Origin of the sequence: Nonomuraea fuscirosea (assembly GCF_003001935.1) — a bacterium.
Classification (GTDB): domain Bacteria; phylum Actinomycetota; class Actinomycetes; order Streptosporangiales; family Streptosporangiaceae; genus Nonomuraea; species Nonomuraea fuscirosea.
In genome coordinates this window covers 105,681-120,003 of the sequence record NZ_PVNG01000016.1, presented here as the reverse complement: position 1 = coordinate 120,003, position 14,323 = coordinate 105,681, and the positions used below count along the sequence as shown (strand labels likewise).

General features: G+C 70.2%; 13 protein-coding genes. 5 read left to right on the top strand and 8 right to left on the bottom strand.

Translation table 11 applies throughout. The annotated features are described in order from the left end of the window. The first annotated feature begins 139 nt into the window (after positions 1-139). Complete coding sequence (locus B0I32_RS33470) at positions 140-802, top strand: RICIN domain-containing protein (RefSeq protein ID WP_106246615.1); 663 nt, start codon at positions 140-142, stop codon at positions 800-802. Between the two features lie 100 nt (positions 803-902). Here B0I32_RS33470 and B0I32_RS33465 read toward each other — a convergent pair whose 3' ends face one another. Continuing rightward, a complete protein-coding gene (locus B0I32_RS33465) occupies positions 903-2,960 on the bottom strand; it encodes a beta-galactosidase (RefSeq protein WP_106246614.1) in 2,058 nt (685 codons plus the stop codon). Between the two features lie 262 nt (positions 2,961-3,222). Continuing rightward, complete coding sequence (locus B0I32_RS33460; protein ID WP_106246612.1) at positions 3,223-3,807, bottom strand: putative glycolipid-binding domain-containing protein; 585 nt, start codon at positions 3,805-3,807, stop codon at positions 3,223-3,225. A 233-nt stretch (positions 3,808-4,040) separates the two neighbouring features. Here B0I32_RS33460 and B0I32_RS33455 point away from each other — a divergent pair, with 233 nt between their 5' ends. Next, on the top strand, positions 4,041-4,466 hold the full coding sequence (locus tag B0I32_RS33455; RefSeq protein WP_106246611.1) for a hypothetical protein: 426 nt from the start codon (positions 4,041-4,043) through the stop codon (positions 4,464-4,466). A gap of 166 nt (positions 4,467-4,632) precedes the next feature. On the opposite strand, the gene B0I32_RS33450 is transcribed toward B0I32_RS33455, so the two are convergent. Then, positions 4,633-5,157: a hypothetical protein gene (locus tag B0I32_RS33450; RefSeq protein WP_106246609.1), complete on the bottom strand. Its 525-nt coding sequence runs from the start codon at positions 5,155-5,157 to the stop codon at positions 4,633-4,635. 471 nt (positions 5,158-5,628) lie between these two features. Here B0I32_RS33450 and B0I32_RS33445 point away from each other — a divergent pair, with 471 nt between their 5' ends. Next, complete coding sequence (locus B0I32_RS33445) at positions 5,629-6,840, top strand: endo-1,4-beta-xylanase (RefSeq protein ID WP_181308051.1); 1,212 nt, start codon at positions 5,629-5,631, stop codon at positions 6,838-6,840. Positions 6,841-7,003: 163 nt separating this feature from the next. Here the strand turns inward: B0I32_RS33445 and B0I32_RS33440 are convergent, their stop codons facing one another. Then, positions 7,004-8,152, bottom strand: coding sequence for an amidohydrolase family protein (locus B0I32_RS33440; protein ID WP_106246605.1), 1,149 nt, complete (start codon positions 8,150-8,152; stop codon positions 7,004-7,006). Positions 8,153-8,248: 96 nt separating this feature from the next. Between B0I32_RS33440 and B0I32_RS33435 the strand changes: the two genes are divergently transcribed. Beyond that, positions 8,249-8,605 (top strand): Rieske (2Fe-2S) protein, encoded by a 357-nt coding sequence (locus tag B0I32_RS33435; RefSeq protein ID WP_181308050.1) that lies wholly within the window; start codon positions 8,249-8,251, stop codon positions 8,603-8,605. Between the two features lie 21 nt (positions 8,606-8,626). Here the strand turns inward: B0I32_RS33435 and B0I32_RS33430 are convergent, their stop codons facing one another. The 4 genes from B0I32_RS33430 to B0I32_RS33415 are packed head-to-tail and all read right to left on the bottom strand — an operon-like array spanning position 8,627 to position 13,032. After that, complete coding sequence (locus tag B0I32_RS33430) at positions 8,627-9,865, bottom strand: cupin domain-containing protein (protein ID WP_146178405.1); 1,239 nt, start codon at positions 9,863-9,865, stop codon at positions 8,627-8,629. 1 nt (position 9,866) lies between these two features. Next, positions 9,867-10,772, bottom strand: coding sequence for a carbohydrate ABC transporter permease (locus B0I32_RS33425; protein WP_106246599.1), 906 nt, complete (start codon positions 10,770-10,772; stop codon positions 9,867-9,869). Continuing rightward, positions 10,769-11,665 (bottom strand): carbohydrate ABC transporter permease, encoded by an 897-nt coding sequence (locus B0I32_RS33420; protein WP_106246597.1) that lies wholly within the window; start codon positions 11,663-11,665, stop codon positions 10,769-10,771. The genes B0I32_RS33425 and B0I32_RS33420 overlap by 4 nt, the downstream gene beginning before the upstream one ends. 47 nt (positions 11,666-11,712) lie before the next feature. Continuing rightward, positions 11,713-13,032 carry an ABC transporter substrate-binding protein gene (locus B0I32_RS33415; RefSeq protein ID WP_146178404.1) on the bottom strand — a complete coding sequence of 440 codons (1,320 nt, stop codon included), beginning with the start codon at positions 13,030-13,032 and terminating at the stop codon, positions 11,713-11,715. Between the two features lie 299 nt (positions 13,033-13,331). Between B0I32_RS33415 and B0I32_RS33410 the strand changes: the two genes are divergently transcribed. Further along, entirely contained in the window at positions 13,332-14,315 is a 984-nt protein-coding gene (locus B0I32_RS33410; protein ID WP_181308049.1) for a LacI family DNA-binding transcriptional regulator, read from the top strand. Positions 14,316-14,323: the final 8 nt, after the last annotated feature.

Genomic DNA, 14,323 nt, shown 5'->3' with positions numbered 1-14,323 from the left:
GGAGATCACGGACAGCACGAACGTACTCGCGCGGGCGCCGGTTCCGCTCGTTCAGCCGCGGCGCGGCGCGTCGCCCACAGCCGCGGTTGAGTACCGGCTACTCAGGCGGGGCGGGCCCGTGCGAGCACACGCTGTGTCCATGAAGTCACCTGCTCCGCACGGGACCGCCCGCAGGGCGGCCGCCGTCATCGCACCCCTGCTCGCCGCCGGCGCCGTCGCCGGCGCCGCCGCCGTCGCTCCGGCGTCGGCCACCGCATCGGCCACCGGGCCATCCCTCGGGTCATCCGCTGTGTCGTCCGCCGGGTCGTCCGCCGGGTCGTCCGCCGGGTCGTCCGCTCGGTCGTACGGGACCGCCGTCTGGGCCGCGTCGAACGTCCAGCTGGTGAACCGTCAGACCGGCAAGTGCCTGACCATCGCCGGCGGCGTCAGCACCGACAACAACGTCCACGCCGTCCAGTACACCTGCGACAGCCATCCGTCCCGCCGGTGGGACATCTGGGGCTATTCCAGCGCGTACCTCCAGGTCAAGAACCGTCAGACCGGCAAGTGCCTGACCATCGCCGGCGGCGTCAGCACCGAGAACAACGTCGTCGCCCTGCAGTACACCTGCGACACGCACCCCTCGCGGTACTGGGCGCTCGGCAACGGCACCGCCCAGTACGTCGAGTTCCGCAACGCGCAGACCGCCAAGTGCCTGACCATCGCCGGCGGCGTGAGCACCGCGAACAACCTGGAGGCCGTCCAGTACACCTGTGACGGCCACCCCTCCCGCTACTGGGAGATCCGCGACTACTACGGCTGACCCCGTGGCCGTCCGGAGATCGGCCGCCCCGGGATCAGCCGTCCGGGGATCAGCCGTCCTCGACGCTCAGCCGTCCTTGACGGTCAGCCGACCCCAACGCTCAGCCGTTCTCCGGGGCCGGGCGGCGCAGCACGCAGACCTGGCGTGGCCCGAGGTTGAGGTCCTTGGCCAGCGAGGGCGCCAGGATCGGCTCCCCCTCCACCCCGTCCACGGCGACGTCGTCGTCCGTCCGGTTGATCAGGAACCAGTAGTCGGCGTCGGGTCCGGAGCGGATGGTCAGCTCCACCGAGCCCGCCAGGGAGGCCGGGAGTTCGCCGGTCACGCCGGCGGACTCCAGCAGGCGGCCGAGCACGGGCGCGAGGCCGTCGGGGCCGAGACGGGTGGAGACGTAGGCCGCCGAGCCGGCGCCGGTGCGACGTCTGGTGACGGCGGCGCGCCCCGCCTGCGGTCCGGACGTGTAGCGGGCGACGATCTCCACGTCCTCCTCGGTGACCTCGACGCGGTCGGTCCACAGCGTGCCGGCCACGCCGAGGTCCAGCTCCACCCGCTCGCCGTCCAAGAGGGGCGCGAACTCCTCGATGCGGATGCCGAGCAGGTCGCGCAGAGCGCCGGGGTAGCCGCCGAGCCAGACCTGGTCGTGTTCGTTCACGATGCCGGAGAAGTACGTGGTGACCAGGTGACCGCCGGAGGTGGCGTACCGGGTCAGGCGGTCGGCGAGGTCCTGCGGCACCACGTGCAGAATCGGGGCCACGAGCAGCGCGTACCGGTCGAACGAGGTGTCGTCCTGCCCACCGGCCGGGATGACGTCCACGCGGATGCCGGCCGCGGTGAGCGCCGAGTACCAGTCGAGCGCCTCCTGCCGGTAGCGCAGCAGCGAGGTGGGGTGGGAGTCGAGTTCGGCGGCCCACCAGGAGTCCCAGTCGAAGACGATGGCCGCCTGGGCGGGGCGGCGGCGGGTGCCGGCGACCGGCGCGAGCGCCCGGAGGGTCGCCCCGAGGTCGGTGACGTCCCGGAAGACCTCGCTGTCGGTGCCGGCGTGCGGGATCATCGCCGAGTGGTACTTCTCGGCGCCGCCGGCCGACTGCCGCCATTGGAAGAAGCAGACGGCGTCGGCGCCGTGGGCGACGTGCGTGAGCGAGTCGCGGGCCAGGCCGCCGGGCGGTTTGGCCAGGTTGACCGGCTGCCAGTTGACGGCGCTGGTGGAGTGCTCCATCAGGAACCAGGGCCGGCCGCCCGCCAGGTTGCCGGTGAGGTTCGCCGAGAACGACAGCTCGTCGCGGGCCTGCGTGCCGGTCAGCAGGTAGTGGTCGTTGGAGACGAAGTCGACCTCGCCGGCCCAGTCGGCGTAGTTCATGTTCCTGGTCTCGCCCATCACCATGAAATTGGTGGTGACCGGGATGCCGGGGGTCAGCTCGGCCAGCAGGTCGCGTTCGGCGCGCAGGTGCTCCTTGAGCGCGTCGGAGGAGAAGCGGCGGAAGTCGAGCTGCTGAGTGGGGTTGGGGAAGGAGGCGGCCAGGCGGGGTGGCAGGATCTCGCTCCAGTCGCCGTACTGCTGCGACCAGAACGACGTGGCCCAGGCCCGGTTGAGCTCCTCGACGGTGCCGTAACGGGCGCGCAGCCAGGTGCGGAACGCCGCGGCGGCGTCGTCGGAGTAGTCGTAGGCGTTGTGGCAGCCCAGCTCGTTGGAGATGTGCCAGGCGGCCAGCGCCGGGTGGTCGCCGTAGCGTTCCGCCATGGCGCGGACCAGGCGCAGCGCGTGCTCGCGGAAGACCGGCGAGGTGGGGCGCCAGTGCTGGCGCCCGCCCGGCCACAGGGTGCGGCCCTCGTGGTCGACGGGCAGGATCTCCGGGTACGCGGCCGTCAGCCACGGGGGCGGGGAGGCCGTGGCGGTGGCCAGATCGACCGCGATGCCGCCCTCGTGCAGCAGGTCCATGACCTCGTCCAGCCATTCGAACGTCCACCGGTCGGCGGCGGGCTGCAACCGGGCCCACGAGAAGATCGCCAGCGACACGATGGTCACACCCGCCCGGCGCATCGCCTCGACGTCCTGCCGCCAGATGTGCGGGGGCCATTGCTCGGGGTTGTAGTCCGCGCCGTAGCTCAGCCCGCGGGGGGATGCGGCGGGCCGGCGAAGCCAGCGAAACGGGCGATCAGCCATCACTGTCGATCTCCAAGGGGAGGCTTACAAATGTTTACGTAAACATAGTGACGCACCCCACCACACGCCTCACCCCCGGGCCACCTCCCGCCACCCCTCCCTCACCGCACGGTTGCCCGGCTGATTCCCTTCGCACCCGCGTCCGCCCGGCGCCGCCCAGCGGGAAACGTCGACGCGGCCCCACCCATGACACATGATCAGGAAGAGCTCCGGCCCCGCGAGCGCTGGGCGAGGTCTGAGGCGAACGGGGGTGATGGCTTCGTCAAGCGGTTCTGACGGCCAGGCCGGGGTAGTCGAGGACGAGGCCGGACTCGTCGTACGTCAGGCGGCAGGCGACGTCGAAGACCGGCGCGGCGTAGTCGTAGCGCTGTCGCCCGCCGCCGTCGGGCAACCGGGCATAGTGCTGCTCCAGCCGTTCGACGGCCAGGTCGGTGGCTCGGACGAAGGCCGCGGGAGCAGGTGAGGCGGCGCCCACGTCGAGGTGCAGCCGGTGTACGGGGAACGCGTTGGTGAGGGCTGAGGACTCCAGGTCGACGTCGAGGCATCCGTCCAGCCAGGGTGCCGGCTCGCCGTCCAGCCGCCAGTGGCCGGCGCCGTCGGTCTCCAGGGTGAGGTGACGCTCGCCCCGGGCGGAACGGCTCGTCAGCCGGGCCGAGCGGGTGGCCCAGCCCGGGTCGAGTTCGATGATGTAGTCGACGACCCAGGCGTCGCCGTCCTCGACCGCGGTCGTGCAGCCCTCGACGCGATAGCCGCCGGGGGTGGAGCGGAGGTAGACGACCTCGAAGCCGGTGCGTACGTCGAGGTGCTGCCAGGCCGCGGTGGCCGGAGGCGGGGTGAAGACCGTCATGGCCGGATCATGCCACCGGCCACCGACGGAAGTGGCCGGCATGTGGATCCCTGCGCGTGCGCCACCCTCCGCGTCCGGGTCCCGCCGCGTGCGCCGCCCTTCCCGGTGTCCGGATCCCGTACCCATCCCGGGAGCACCGCCCTGCTGACCTGCGGTGAGGTCGCGCCGAAGCCCGTTTGTGCACGTCGTCGTGTTCGCTTGGAGATTCCAGTGAACGGCGGAAGGGAATCGGTATGCGTACCTGGCGGAAGCTGTCGCGACTCGCGGCCGTGGGCACGGTGGCCGCGTGTCTGGCCGTCAGCGGGGCCTCGGCGGCGGTCGCCGGCCAGAGCGCCGCCGCGCTGACCTGTGGCGGGAACGTGTTCCTCGACGGGCTCCGGGCTCTCGAGATCACCGAGAACGGGCACGACGAGGTGTACATCAACACCAGCACCGGGGTGAGGGTCTGGCCGGCGACCGCGGACTACGTGTCGATCGCCGTGAACCAGCGGGTCGAGGTCGACAAGTGCGTGGCCCCGAACGCGGTCCTCTACCTCTGGGAGGAGGACACCCTCGACGTCGACGACTACCTGGGCGCCGTCGCCATCGACGGCGACAGGACCAAGGACTACTTCTTCGCCGGCGGGCCCGGGCTGTACCGGATCGGCGCCGTCGCCTGATCGGCCGGCGGTCATTCTCGTTGATCCAGGAGATCTTCGGCGAGACCTGCGCGCTCCCGGCGGCCCCAGGTCAAGCGGTCGCCGGGAGCGCGCAGCCCGCGTGCCAGGCCGGGGCCACCGGGTGTTCCCGTGAACGGCCGCGTTCGCCCGAGCGGACGATCAGGCCTCAGAGTTTGCGGATCGATACGGCGTTGTCGCCGACCCCGCCGCCTCGGGCGTACACGCACAGGTAGGTCTGCACGACGGCGACGACGGTCCAGCCGGGCGGCGCCGACTGGACGCCGCAGATGACGAGCGTTCGACCGGAGGGAAGACCGTTGAGGTTGGTCAGCGTCTGCTGATTGTTCAGCACGCCGTTGGGCGTCTTGCTGATCTCACAATTGATGGAGTACGACAGCGCCGTGGCGTAGAACCCGGCCGGGGGCGGAGGGGTGATGCAGGTGGTCACCGTGCCGCCGGCGGAGGTGTCGCTGATGACCTTGACGGTTTTGGCGTTGTAGTAGATGGTGCCGGGCTGGCCGCATTGGTACCAGTCGAAATAGGCCGTGGGCATCGAGCCGGTGGGGATGGGGGCGTTGGCGCAGACGTTCGTGCTGGGGCCGAACAGCTGCGCCGACGCTCCCGCGGGCACGGGCGAAAGGCACATGACGGCGGCCACCGCGACGGCGACGGCGGTCAGCAGTCTTCTCATCAGCGCTCCTTGTCGAGTCGATGTGAGGCGAAATATCACGACTCATCATGACTGGGTGGCTGTCTCCGAGAAAGATTCATCGTCATGCAAATGGGCTAATGGCATTCTTTGTCACAAATATTGCGCATATCAGACAAAACTGCGATACTCCGGCGGAAATTCGGATATGCGAATCGGCCCTTTACGGCTGCGCCAGGTCAAAGGTCTCCGCTTTCTGCCGCCGAACCACAACTCCGGAGTTTCGGGTCGGCCGTTGCGGCTGCCGAGTGGGCCGAAGCCGGCTCTCGGTCAGGGGCGCAGTCGGCTTCTTGGACAGGGGCGGGGCGGCTGTCGGGTCGGAGCCGGGGCCGGGGTGGCTGCCGGGGCGGGGCGATCTTGGGTCTTCCCAGGACGCGAGCGGCGGGTGTATCTGTAGGGAAATCGATTTGCATGGCGCGTCATTCTTCGAACAGCTCGGCGAAGGAGAAGGCGATGGCAGGTCATGAAGGTCTGCGCCGGAGGTCGTTCATCAAGGCCGGCGGCCTGGGAGCCGCGGCGTTGCTGGGTGGTGGTGCGTCGGCGTTCACGGGCACGGCCTGGGCGGCGCCGTCCGGCCGGCTGCACCAGTCGCCTCTCTCCGGCGGGCCGGGGCAGGCGGCGCCGTCCGGACGGCTGCACCGGGCGGCGCTGGCCAAGGGGATCCGGTACGGCTCCTCGGCCGCGACGTGGCAGGTGCAGCCGGACGCCGGCTACGCGGCGCTGTACGCGCGGGAGAGCGGGATGCTGCTCACCGAGGACGACCTGCTGTGGTACCGGCTCAAGCCGACGCCGGACGCACCGCTGGACTTCGGTTACGGCGACCAGATCGTGTCGTTCGCCACCGGCAACGGACAGCCGGTGCTCGCTGCCCACCTGGTCTGGGACGAGGGGCTGGGTGAGGGCTGGGAGCCGGACGCCCTGTTCGGCCTCGGCCGCCGGGAGGCGCGTGAGCTGCTCTTCGGGACGATCCGGCGGGAGGTCGCCCACTACGCCGGACGGGTGCGGGCCTGGGTGGTGGCCAACGAGGTGACCGACGGGGAGGACAAGGACGCCGACGGCTTCTGGACGGCCGAGCCCTGGTACCAGACGATCGGGCCCGGCTACGTCGAGGAGGCGTTCCGGCTCGCCCACCGGTGCGACCCCGGCGCGCTGCTGCTCATCAACGAGTTCGGGTTCGAGACCGGGCCGGACGCGCCCGCCCGCCGCCGGTCGATGCTCAAGGCCATCGACCATCTGAGGAGCAGGAACGTCCCGGTGCACGCGCTGGGGATCCAGGCCCACCTGAACGCGGACGGGTTCGCCCAGAGCTTCGACGCACCCGCCTACCGGGCCTTCCTGTCGGCCGTCGCGGCGCGCGGCCTGTCCGTCTTCATCACCGAGATGGACGTCCAGGACGACGGGCTGGACGCCGACATCCCCAGCCGGGACGCGGCCGTGGCGGAGGTGTACGCGCGCTACCTGTCCGTGACCCTTCGCGAGCCGGCGGTGAAGGTGGTGCTCAACTTCGGGCTGAGCGACCGCTACACCTGGCTGCAGGAGGACTATCCGCGCCCGGACGGCGCCGCGCGGCGGCCGCTGCCGTTCGACCAGGACCTCCAGCCGAAGCCCGCCTACGCCGCGATCCTGCGCGCCTTCCAGCGGGCCCCCGCCCGCCCGCCGCTCTGACCAGCGACGCGCGCCGACGAGCGCAGCGGACGCCGACGAGCGGGGTGAGCGCCGGAGAGCAGGCGGGCACCGGTGAACGGGCGGACACCGGTGAACGGGCGGGCGCCGGTGAACGGGCGGGCACCGGTCAACAAGGTGAGCGCCGCGGTCGGTGCGGGGTGCGTCAGAGCCGGTCGCCGTACGTCTCCACCGCGTTTTCGCTGCTCACCCGCTGCCTGATCGCCGCCGGCAGCGTCCCCAGCGCGTGCCGCGGGTCGTCGAAGTCCCAGTGCGGATAGTCGGAGCTGAACATCAGCGTGCGCTCGGCGTGGGCGATCTCGCAGAGCACGTGCAGGTGGTGGCGGCGCTTCGGCTCCGGCAGCGGCTGCGTGGTGAACCGGACGTGGTCCAGGATGTACTCGCTGGGCAGCCGCCGCACCCAGGGCACCTCGTCGCGCAGCCCTCTGACGTTCTTGTCCAGCCGCCACATGACGTCGGGGATCCAGCCCAGCCCGCCCTCGGTGACGATCACCTTGAGGTTGGGGAAGCGTTCGAACACCCCGTGGCAGACGAGGCTGATCACGTTCGCCTGGAACACCTGGCTCAGCCCGCTGTGCCACTCGACGTAGTACGTCGGCGTCCCGCCCGCCATCGGCGGCGAGGTGCGGAAGATGCCCTCGCCGGAGTTGGGGTGGACGGCGACCGGCAGGCCGAGCTCGTTCGCGGCCTCGTAGATCGGATAGTAGTGCCGCAGCCCCATCAGCGTGTCGGTGAGCGGCAGCAGCACGCCGACGAAGCGCCGGTCCTCGGCCGCGCGCCGGATCTCCCTGGCCGCGAGCAGCGGGTCCCGCGCGCCGACCACGATGTAGCCGCGGTAGCGGTCGTCGGCGTCGAACCAGGTCGTGGCGAGCCACCGGTTGTAGGCCGAGGCGATCATCGCCGCGGCGTCCGGGTCGGGCATGGCGCCGAGCCCCAGCACCTCGCCGCCGATGAGCACCGCGCGGTCGATGCCGTTGCCGTCGAGCAGCTGCCGGGCGGTGAAGGCCGGGTCGGCGCCCGGCGCGGAGCCGTCCGGGGCGCGGGCGTCGTCGCGCAGGACGCCGGCCTGGTTGACGTAGAGCATGTTCCGCGGGATCGACACGGCCTCACGATGCCCGATCGTGGTCAGGTTCCGCCGCTCGTCCAGGCCCAGGCGGCGCTGCTCGGCCTGGGACAGGAACGGCCTGAGCTCCGCGAGGCCGCGCTTGGTGATCGGGTGGACGTCGCAGTCGACGAGCCGGTAGCGGCTCGGCGCGGACGCCTCGGCGAGGGTCTGGTCACGCGGGTCGGCCATGGGAACTCCTGTCCGGGCGATCGTTGCGGAGGCGGTGCGAAGCCCTCATAGTTATGGATAGCAAATCGATTGGCATGGCGGTAGAGGATCGTGGGGGTGCGCGTGGAGATCCTGGTCGGCAGCGTCGAGGAAGTGCGCGGGGACGGGTGCAGGACGGTCGAGGTGAACGGGCGGCCGGTCGGCGTCATCAGCGTCGGTGATGAGTTCTTCGCGATCAGCGACCGGTGCCCGCACATGGGCGCGTCACTGTGCACGGGCTCGCTGAGCGGCACCCTCGTCGCGGCCGGCCCGCACGAGTACGTCTACGGCCGGGCCGGCCGGGTGATCCGCTGCCCCTGGCACGGCTGGGAGTTCGACCTGGAGAGCGGCCGCTCGCTGCTGGAGCCGGAGCGCGTCGGGCTCAAGACCTACCGGGTCACCCAGCGGGACGGCCAGGTCGTGCTGCACACGTGACCGTCCGAGCCACGTCCGACGTCACCGCGCCCGGCCCGCGATGGACGGTGTCTCCGTGTGCAGGTCGGGTCCGAAGAACTGGAACACCATGAGGTCCTCCTGGCCCGTGTTGACGACCTCGTGCTCCCGGGTCGCCGCGTCGAAGCTCACCACCAGCTCGTCCATCCCCGGCTCACCCCCACGCACCTCCTGCCCGGCGTACCTCCCCTCCCCCGTCCAGGCGAACACGCTGTACACCCCGGGCTCGCGCACCCGGTGCACCCCGCCCGGCGGGACGACGAGGCGCTTGCCCGCGTACTTGCCGGTGTTGTAGAAAACCCAGGTCTCCGCGCCGTCGCCGTCCGCGCCGGCGACCGGCAGCGGGCTGAGGTGGCGGTTCTCGTAGAACCAGGGGTCGCCGTTGACCTCCCAGTCCACGAAGCCGAGCGGGAACCGTTCGCCGTGCTCGGCCCGGTCGCGCGGGCGGACGTCCTTGAACAGCAGGTCCTTGGAGATGATCCGGCCGGCGTTGAGCGCCTGGAACATCGCCAGGACGTCGGAGTCCTCCTGCAGTTCGAGGGTGAGGGCGGTGCCGGGGGCGTGCAGCACGCCGGACGGCACGTGGAAGCCCTCGCCGGCGACCTGGAGCTCCGCGCGGGCGTGCCGCAGGATCAGGTCGCTGTCCCAGTCGACGAGGTAGGGCAGCAAGACGTCGTACGCGGCCCGCTCCGCGATCCACGGGTGCACGCCGAAGAACGTCTCCGGATGCGCGCCCGGCTCGGCGCCCGGCAGGAAGTGGTACGACTCGTCCTTGGCGTTCCGGCCGACCAGGGAGGCGAACTCCTGGGGCGGATGGATGTGGTACGGCAGCCGGTAGGCGTAGTCGAAGATCTTCGCCAGCCGGCCGAGCCCGGCGGGGTGCGTGGCGGCGTACGCCGCGCCGAGGATCGCGGCGGGGTCGGCGGCCACGGCGTCGCGCAGCAGCAGCCGTTCGCCGTGCTCCCCCACGACGTGGCTGAGCCCTTCGTCAGGAGGGCCGACGCGGTTGTCGGCTTTCGTCGTCGAGGCGAGCCACCGCTCGCAGATCGCGCCGCGCTCCCCCGCGTCGTAGGCGTGCTCGGGCAGGCCGAGCCGCCGGCCCGGAGGCAGGAAGTCGCGCGCGACCCAGGCGGGCGCGCATCTCAGCACGCCGTTCCCGGCTTCGAGCAGCCGGGCGAGCACGTCGCGCACCTCGTCCCGATGTGCCGGATGTGCCGGATGTGCCGGATTTGCCATCGTCATGTCACCCCTTGATCCCGGTGAGGGCGATGCCCTGCACGAACCTGCGCTGGAAGACGAGGAACACGACGATCATAGGCAGGGCGGCGATCACCGAGCCGGCGAACAACAACGTCCACGACGTGCGGTTCTGCACCACGAAGAGCGCGAGGCCCACGGGCGCGGTGATCTTCTCCGGGCTGGACATGATGATCAGCGGCCAGAAGAAGTCCTCCCACGCCCCCTGGAAGGTGAAGATCGCGTTCGCCGCGAGGGCCGGCCCGCACAGCGGCAGCACGACGGAGCGGAAGATGCGGAACTCGCCCGCGCCGTCGATGCGGGCCGCCTCCAGCAGCTGGTCCGGGATGGAGAGCATGTACTGGCGGAGCAGGAAGATGCCGAACGCCGACACGATCCCCGGCATGATCAGGCCCCAGTAGGAGTCGAGCCAGCCGTGACCGCCGTTCCCCATCCAGTCGTTGCCGCCGAAGAAGGGGATGTGCTGGATGATGAGGTAGTTCGGGATGAGGGTGACCTGCCCGGGGACCATCATGGTCGCCAGGAAGAGGACGAAGATCCCGTTCCGTCCGGGGAAGCGGCGCTTGGCGAAGCAGTACGCGCACAGCGCGTTGAAGAACGTCTGCAGCACGGTGATCGTGACCGCGACGACGGCGCTGTTGACGAACCACCGCCAGTCGCCGTGCCCCTGGGCCTGCTGGGCCTTGGTGAGCTGGCCGACGTTCAGAAAGCCCTTGTACCCCTCCAGCGTCGCGTCCTGCGGGATCCAGTGCGGCGTGCTGGAGAAGATCTCCCCCATCGGCTGGAACGAGGCGCTGACCAGCCAGGCGAACGGCGCCAGGAACAGGATGGCGAGCGGGGCGAGCACCAGGTACGTGAGCGCCTTCTGCCGCAGCCCGAACTGGCCGGTCATGCGACGGCCCCGCGCCGGGCCAGGCGCAGTTGCAACGCCGTGAAGACGAGCAGCATGAGGAAGAGCGCGAACGCCAGCGTGCTGGCGTAACCCATGTCGAAGTACTTGAACGCCCAGAGATACATGTAGTAGACCATCGTCGTCGTCCTGTTGACCGGTCCGCCGTTGGTCATCACGAAGATCTGGGTGAAGACCTGCAGTGAGCTGATGATGCCCATGACGAGCAGGAACAGGGTGGTGGGCCGGAGCATGGGGATGGTGACGTACCGCAGGCGGTGCCAGGCGCCGGCGCCGTCGATCCGGGCCGCCTCGTAGAGCTCCTGGGGAATCGCCTGCAGCCCGGCGAGGTAGACCACCATCGAGAATCCGGCGCCCGCCCAGACGCTCATCAGGATGACGGCCGGCATCGCGATGTTCTTGTCCGACAGCCACAGCAGCGGGTCGTCGATGATGTGCGCCTGCAGCAGGTAGTAGTTGAACAGTCCGTAGTCACTGTTGTAGAGCCACTTCCAGAGGATGGCGGAGACCACGAACGGGGTGACGACGGGCAGGTAGAACGCGGCCCGGAACAGGCCGCGCATCCGCAGCGGCAGATTGACCAGCAGCGCGAGCAGCAGTCCCGTCACCATCGAGAGCGGGACCGAGGCGCCGCTGAAGTAGACGGTGTTCAGCACCGACTCGACGAACCGCTCGTCGTGCATCATGTCGCGGTAGTTGTCCAGGCCGACGAACGGCTTGTCCGGCTCGATGATGCTCCACCGGTGGAACGTCAGGTAGACGGCGAAGACCAGGGCGGCCAGCGTGAAGACCGAGAAGATCACCATGCCGGGCAGCAGGAAGACGTACGCCGAACGTTCCTTCCAGACCCGGGCCGGGAGGCCGCGCCTGTTCATGCCTTTTCCTCTCCTCCGTACGCCGCCGGGCCTGACCACTCGCCCGGTCAGCCGCGGGCGAGGATCGCCCGGCCCTGCGTGGCGGCGTTGTCCAGCGCCTCGGCCGGGGTCTGCTCGCCGTAGATGGCCTTGCTGAGCTCCTCGTTGAGCACTGTCTCGATCCGCGGATACTTGGGGTTGGGCGCCGCGCTCGCGACGCCGCAGGCCATCAGGTCGGCGAACGGCTTCAGCACCGGCTTCTCCTTGGCCAGGTCGTCGCTGCCGAGCAGCGCCTTCGTCGGCGGCAGCAGCGTGCCCTCGGTCTTGTACGTCCACGCGGCCAGGTTGTCCGGCTGGGAGAGGAACTCCATCCACAGCCAGGCGGCGTCGGAGACCTTCGTCTTGTTGAACATCACCAGCGAGTCCCCGGCGATGGTGGTCTTGCAGCCGGCGGCCCCGTCGGGCAGGGGCGCCGCGGCCCACTTGCCGGTGATCTTGGGGTATTCGTCGGCGAGGGTGCCGGCGAACCAGGCGCCCGCGACGTACATCGCCACGTCGCCCTTGGCGAAGGCCACCCGGCCGTCGTAGGAGTTGGAGTTGAAGTAGTCGCGCGGGGCGTACTTGGCCAGGTCCACGTAGAAAGCGGCGGCCGTCTTGCCGGCCGCGCTGTCGAAGGCGACGTCCTTGCCGTCCTGGGTCAGGGTCTCGCCGCCGGCCTGGTAGAGCCAGGGGTAGAAGTAGTAGGCCGCCTCCGAGGCGAACATCTCGAAGCCGTACTTGCCGTTCGCGGCGTCGGTGAGCTTGGCGGCGGCGGCCTTGAACTCCTCCCACGTCTTCGGCGGGCCGGCCAGGCCGGCCTCCTTGAAGCGGTCGGTCCGGTAGAACAGGCCGGTCGTCTCGCCGTCGAACGGCAGCCCCCACATCTTGCCGTTCCAGGTGACGAACGTCTTGAACCCGTCGACGTAGTCGTCCGGCTTCACCACCTGGCTGCGGCTCATGTAGCCGCCGAGGTCGACGAGCGCCCCTCTGGCGGCGTAGTCGTTGGTGTCGCTGGCGTTGATGTAGGCGACGTCGGGGGCGGTGTTGCCGGCGATGCGGGTGCTGAGCACCTGCTGCGCCTGCTCGGCGGGGGCGTTCTCGAACTTGATGGTGATGTTCGGGTGCTTGTCGTGGAACTCGGCGGCCATCTTCTTCATCTGGGGTTCGTTGCCGACCCAGGAGAAGAACGTCACCGTCTGCGGCGAGGCCGGGTCCGCCACCGGGCCCGTGCCCTTGCCCACGTCGGTGTTCGGCCGCTCGCCGCCGCCGCCGCACGACGCGAGGCTCAGAGACGTCGCGAGCGCCAACGCGATGACCGCCGGAGCCGACCGGGATCCATGGATTCTCACCACACCCGCTCCCTACTGCTCAGAGGAGATACGGAGTTCTTGACCTGATGCAAATCGATTGGCGTCTTGGCGGGCAGTCTCGCCAAGAGCTGGGCGTTTTGTCAATGGATTCACTTGGCGTCCGTGCAGATTGTGACGGCCCCGAGATCCCCCGGGAGCGAGCCGCTTCAGCCGGTCCGACGCGGCGGCGCCCGGCACGTCGATCATGACGACCGACCCGTCAAATCGTTTTGCCGCAGGATTCCCAGTAAGATACCGCCATGTCCAGGAGCGAGAGCGCGTCGAATCAACACTCTCGTGTGACAATCGCGCAGGTCGCCAGCCACGCGGGGGTGAGCCCCACGACCGTCTCCCACGTGTTGTCCGGCAAACGCGCGGTCGGCGCGGCCACCCGGGGCACCGTGCTGGCGGCCATCCGCGAGCTCGGCTACCGGCCCAACATCGTCGCCCGCAACCTGCGGACCAGGCGATCGCACATGATCGCGGTCGTCGTCCCCGACATCACCAACCCGTTCTACGCCGTGCTCACCCGGGGCCTGGCCGACGCCGTGGACGCCGCCGGCGTCGGCACGTACGTGTGCAACACCGACGGCCAGCACGAACGGGAGCGCAAGTTCTTCCAGGACGCCCTCGACCGCGGCGTCGACGGCATCGTCTTCGCCTCCGGCGAGACCGCCTCGCAGGTCGAGTTCGGGCAGGTCGAGCAGCAGACCCCCATCGTCTGCGTCGGCGGCCAGCTCGACCATCCGCTGTGCGACGCGGTCATCCCCGACGACGAGACCGGCTCCCGCGCCGCCGGCGCGCTGCTGGCCGCGCGCGGCTACCGGCGCATCGCGATGATCCAGGGGCCGCCGCACTACGGCATGACGCGCACGGCGGGCTTCCGTTCGGCGATGCAGGCCGCGAAGCTGAAGGTCCCGGGCGAGCGCATGGTGCGCGGCGACTGGACCCGCAAGGGCGGCTACACGGCCATGCGGACGCTGATGGCGCTCAAGGACCGGCCCGACGCCGTCTTCTGCGCCAACGACCTGATGGCGATCGGCGCGCTCGACGTGGCCCACGAGCTGGGCCTGTCCGTCCCTGACGACGTGGCCATCGTCGGCTTCGACGACGTCGACGCCGCCACGATCGTGACGCCGCAGCTGACCACCGTGCGCAACCCGGCCTACGAGGCCGGCGGCACGGCGGGCGACCTGCTGATGAGCCGGACGTCCGGCCGCTACACCGGGGCCGGGCGGACGGTCGTGCTGCCCTGCCAGCTGGTCGAACGCGGCACCGCCTGACCCGCCGG

Bases quoted from the DNA above. Each gene is read 5' to 3' on its own strand.
- B0I32_RS33455 (WP_106246611.1), top strand. From the start codon at position 4,041: ATGCGTACCTGGCGGAAGCTGTCGCGACTCGCGGCCGTGGGCACGGTG.
- B0I32_RS33450 (WP_106246609.1), bottom strand. From the start codon at position 5,157: ATGAGAAGACTGCTGACCGCCGTCGCCGTCGCGGTGGCCGCCGTCATG.
- B0I32_RS33465 (WP_106246614.1), bottom strand. From the start codon at position 2,960: ATGGCTGATCGCCCGTTTCGCTGGCTTCGCCGGCCCGCCGCATCCCCC.
- B0I32_RS33460 (WP_106246612.1), bottom strand. From the start codon at position 3,807: ATGACGGTCTTCACCCCGCCTCCGGCCACCGCGGCCTGGCAGCACCTC.
- B0I32_RS33430 (WP_146178405.1), bottom strand. From the start codon at position 9,865: ATGACGATGGCAAATCCGGCACATCCGGCACATCCGGCACATCGGGAC.
- B0I32_RS33470 (WP_106246615.1), top strand. From the start codon at position 140: ATGAAGTCACCTGCTCCGCACGGGACCGCCCGCAGGGCGGCCGCCGTC.
- B0I32_RS33425 (WP_106246599.1), bottom strand. From the start codon at position 10,772: ATGACCGGCCAGTTCGGGCTGCGGCAGAAGGCGCTCACGTACCTGGTG.
- B0I32_RS33420 (WP_106246597.1), bottom strand. From the start codon at position 11,665: ATGAACAGGCGCGGCCTCCCGGCCCGGGTCTGGAAGGAACGTTCGGCG.
- B0I32_RS33445 (WP_181308051.1), top strand. From the start codon at position 5,629: ATGGCAGGTCATGAAGGTCTGCGCCGGAGGTCGTTCATCAAGGCCGGC.
- B0I32_RS33440 (WP_106246605.1), bottom strand. From the start codon at position 8,152: ATGGCCGACCCGCGTGACCAGACCCTCGCCGAGGCGTCCGCGCCGAGC.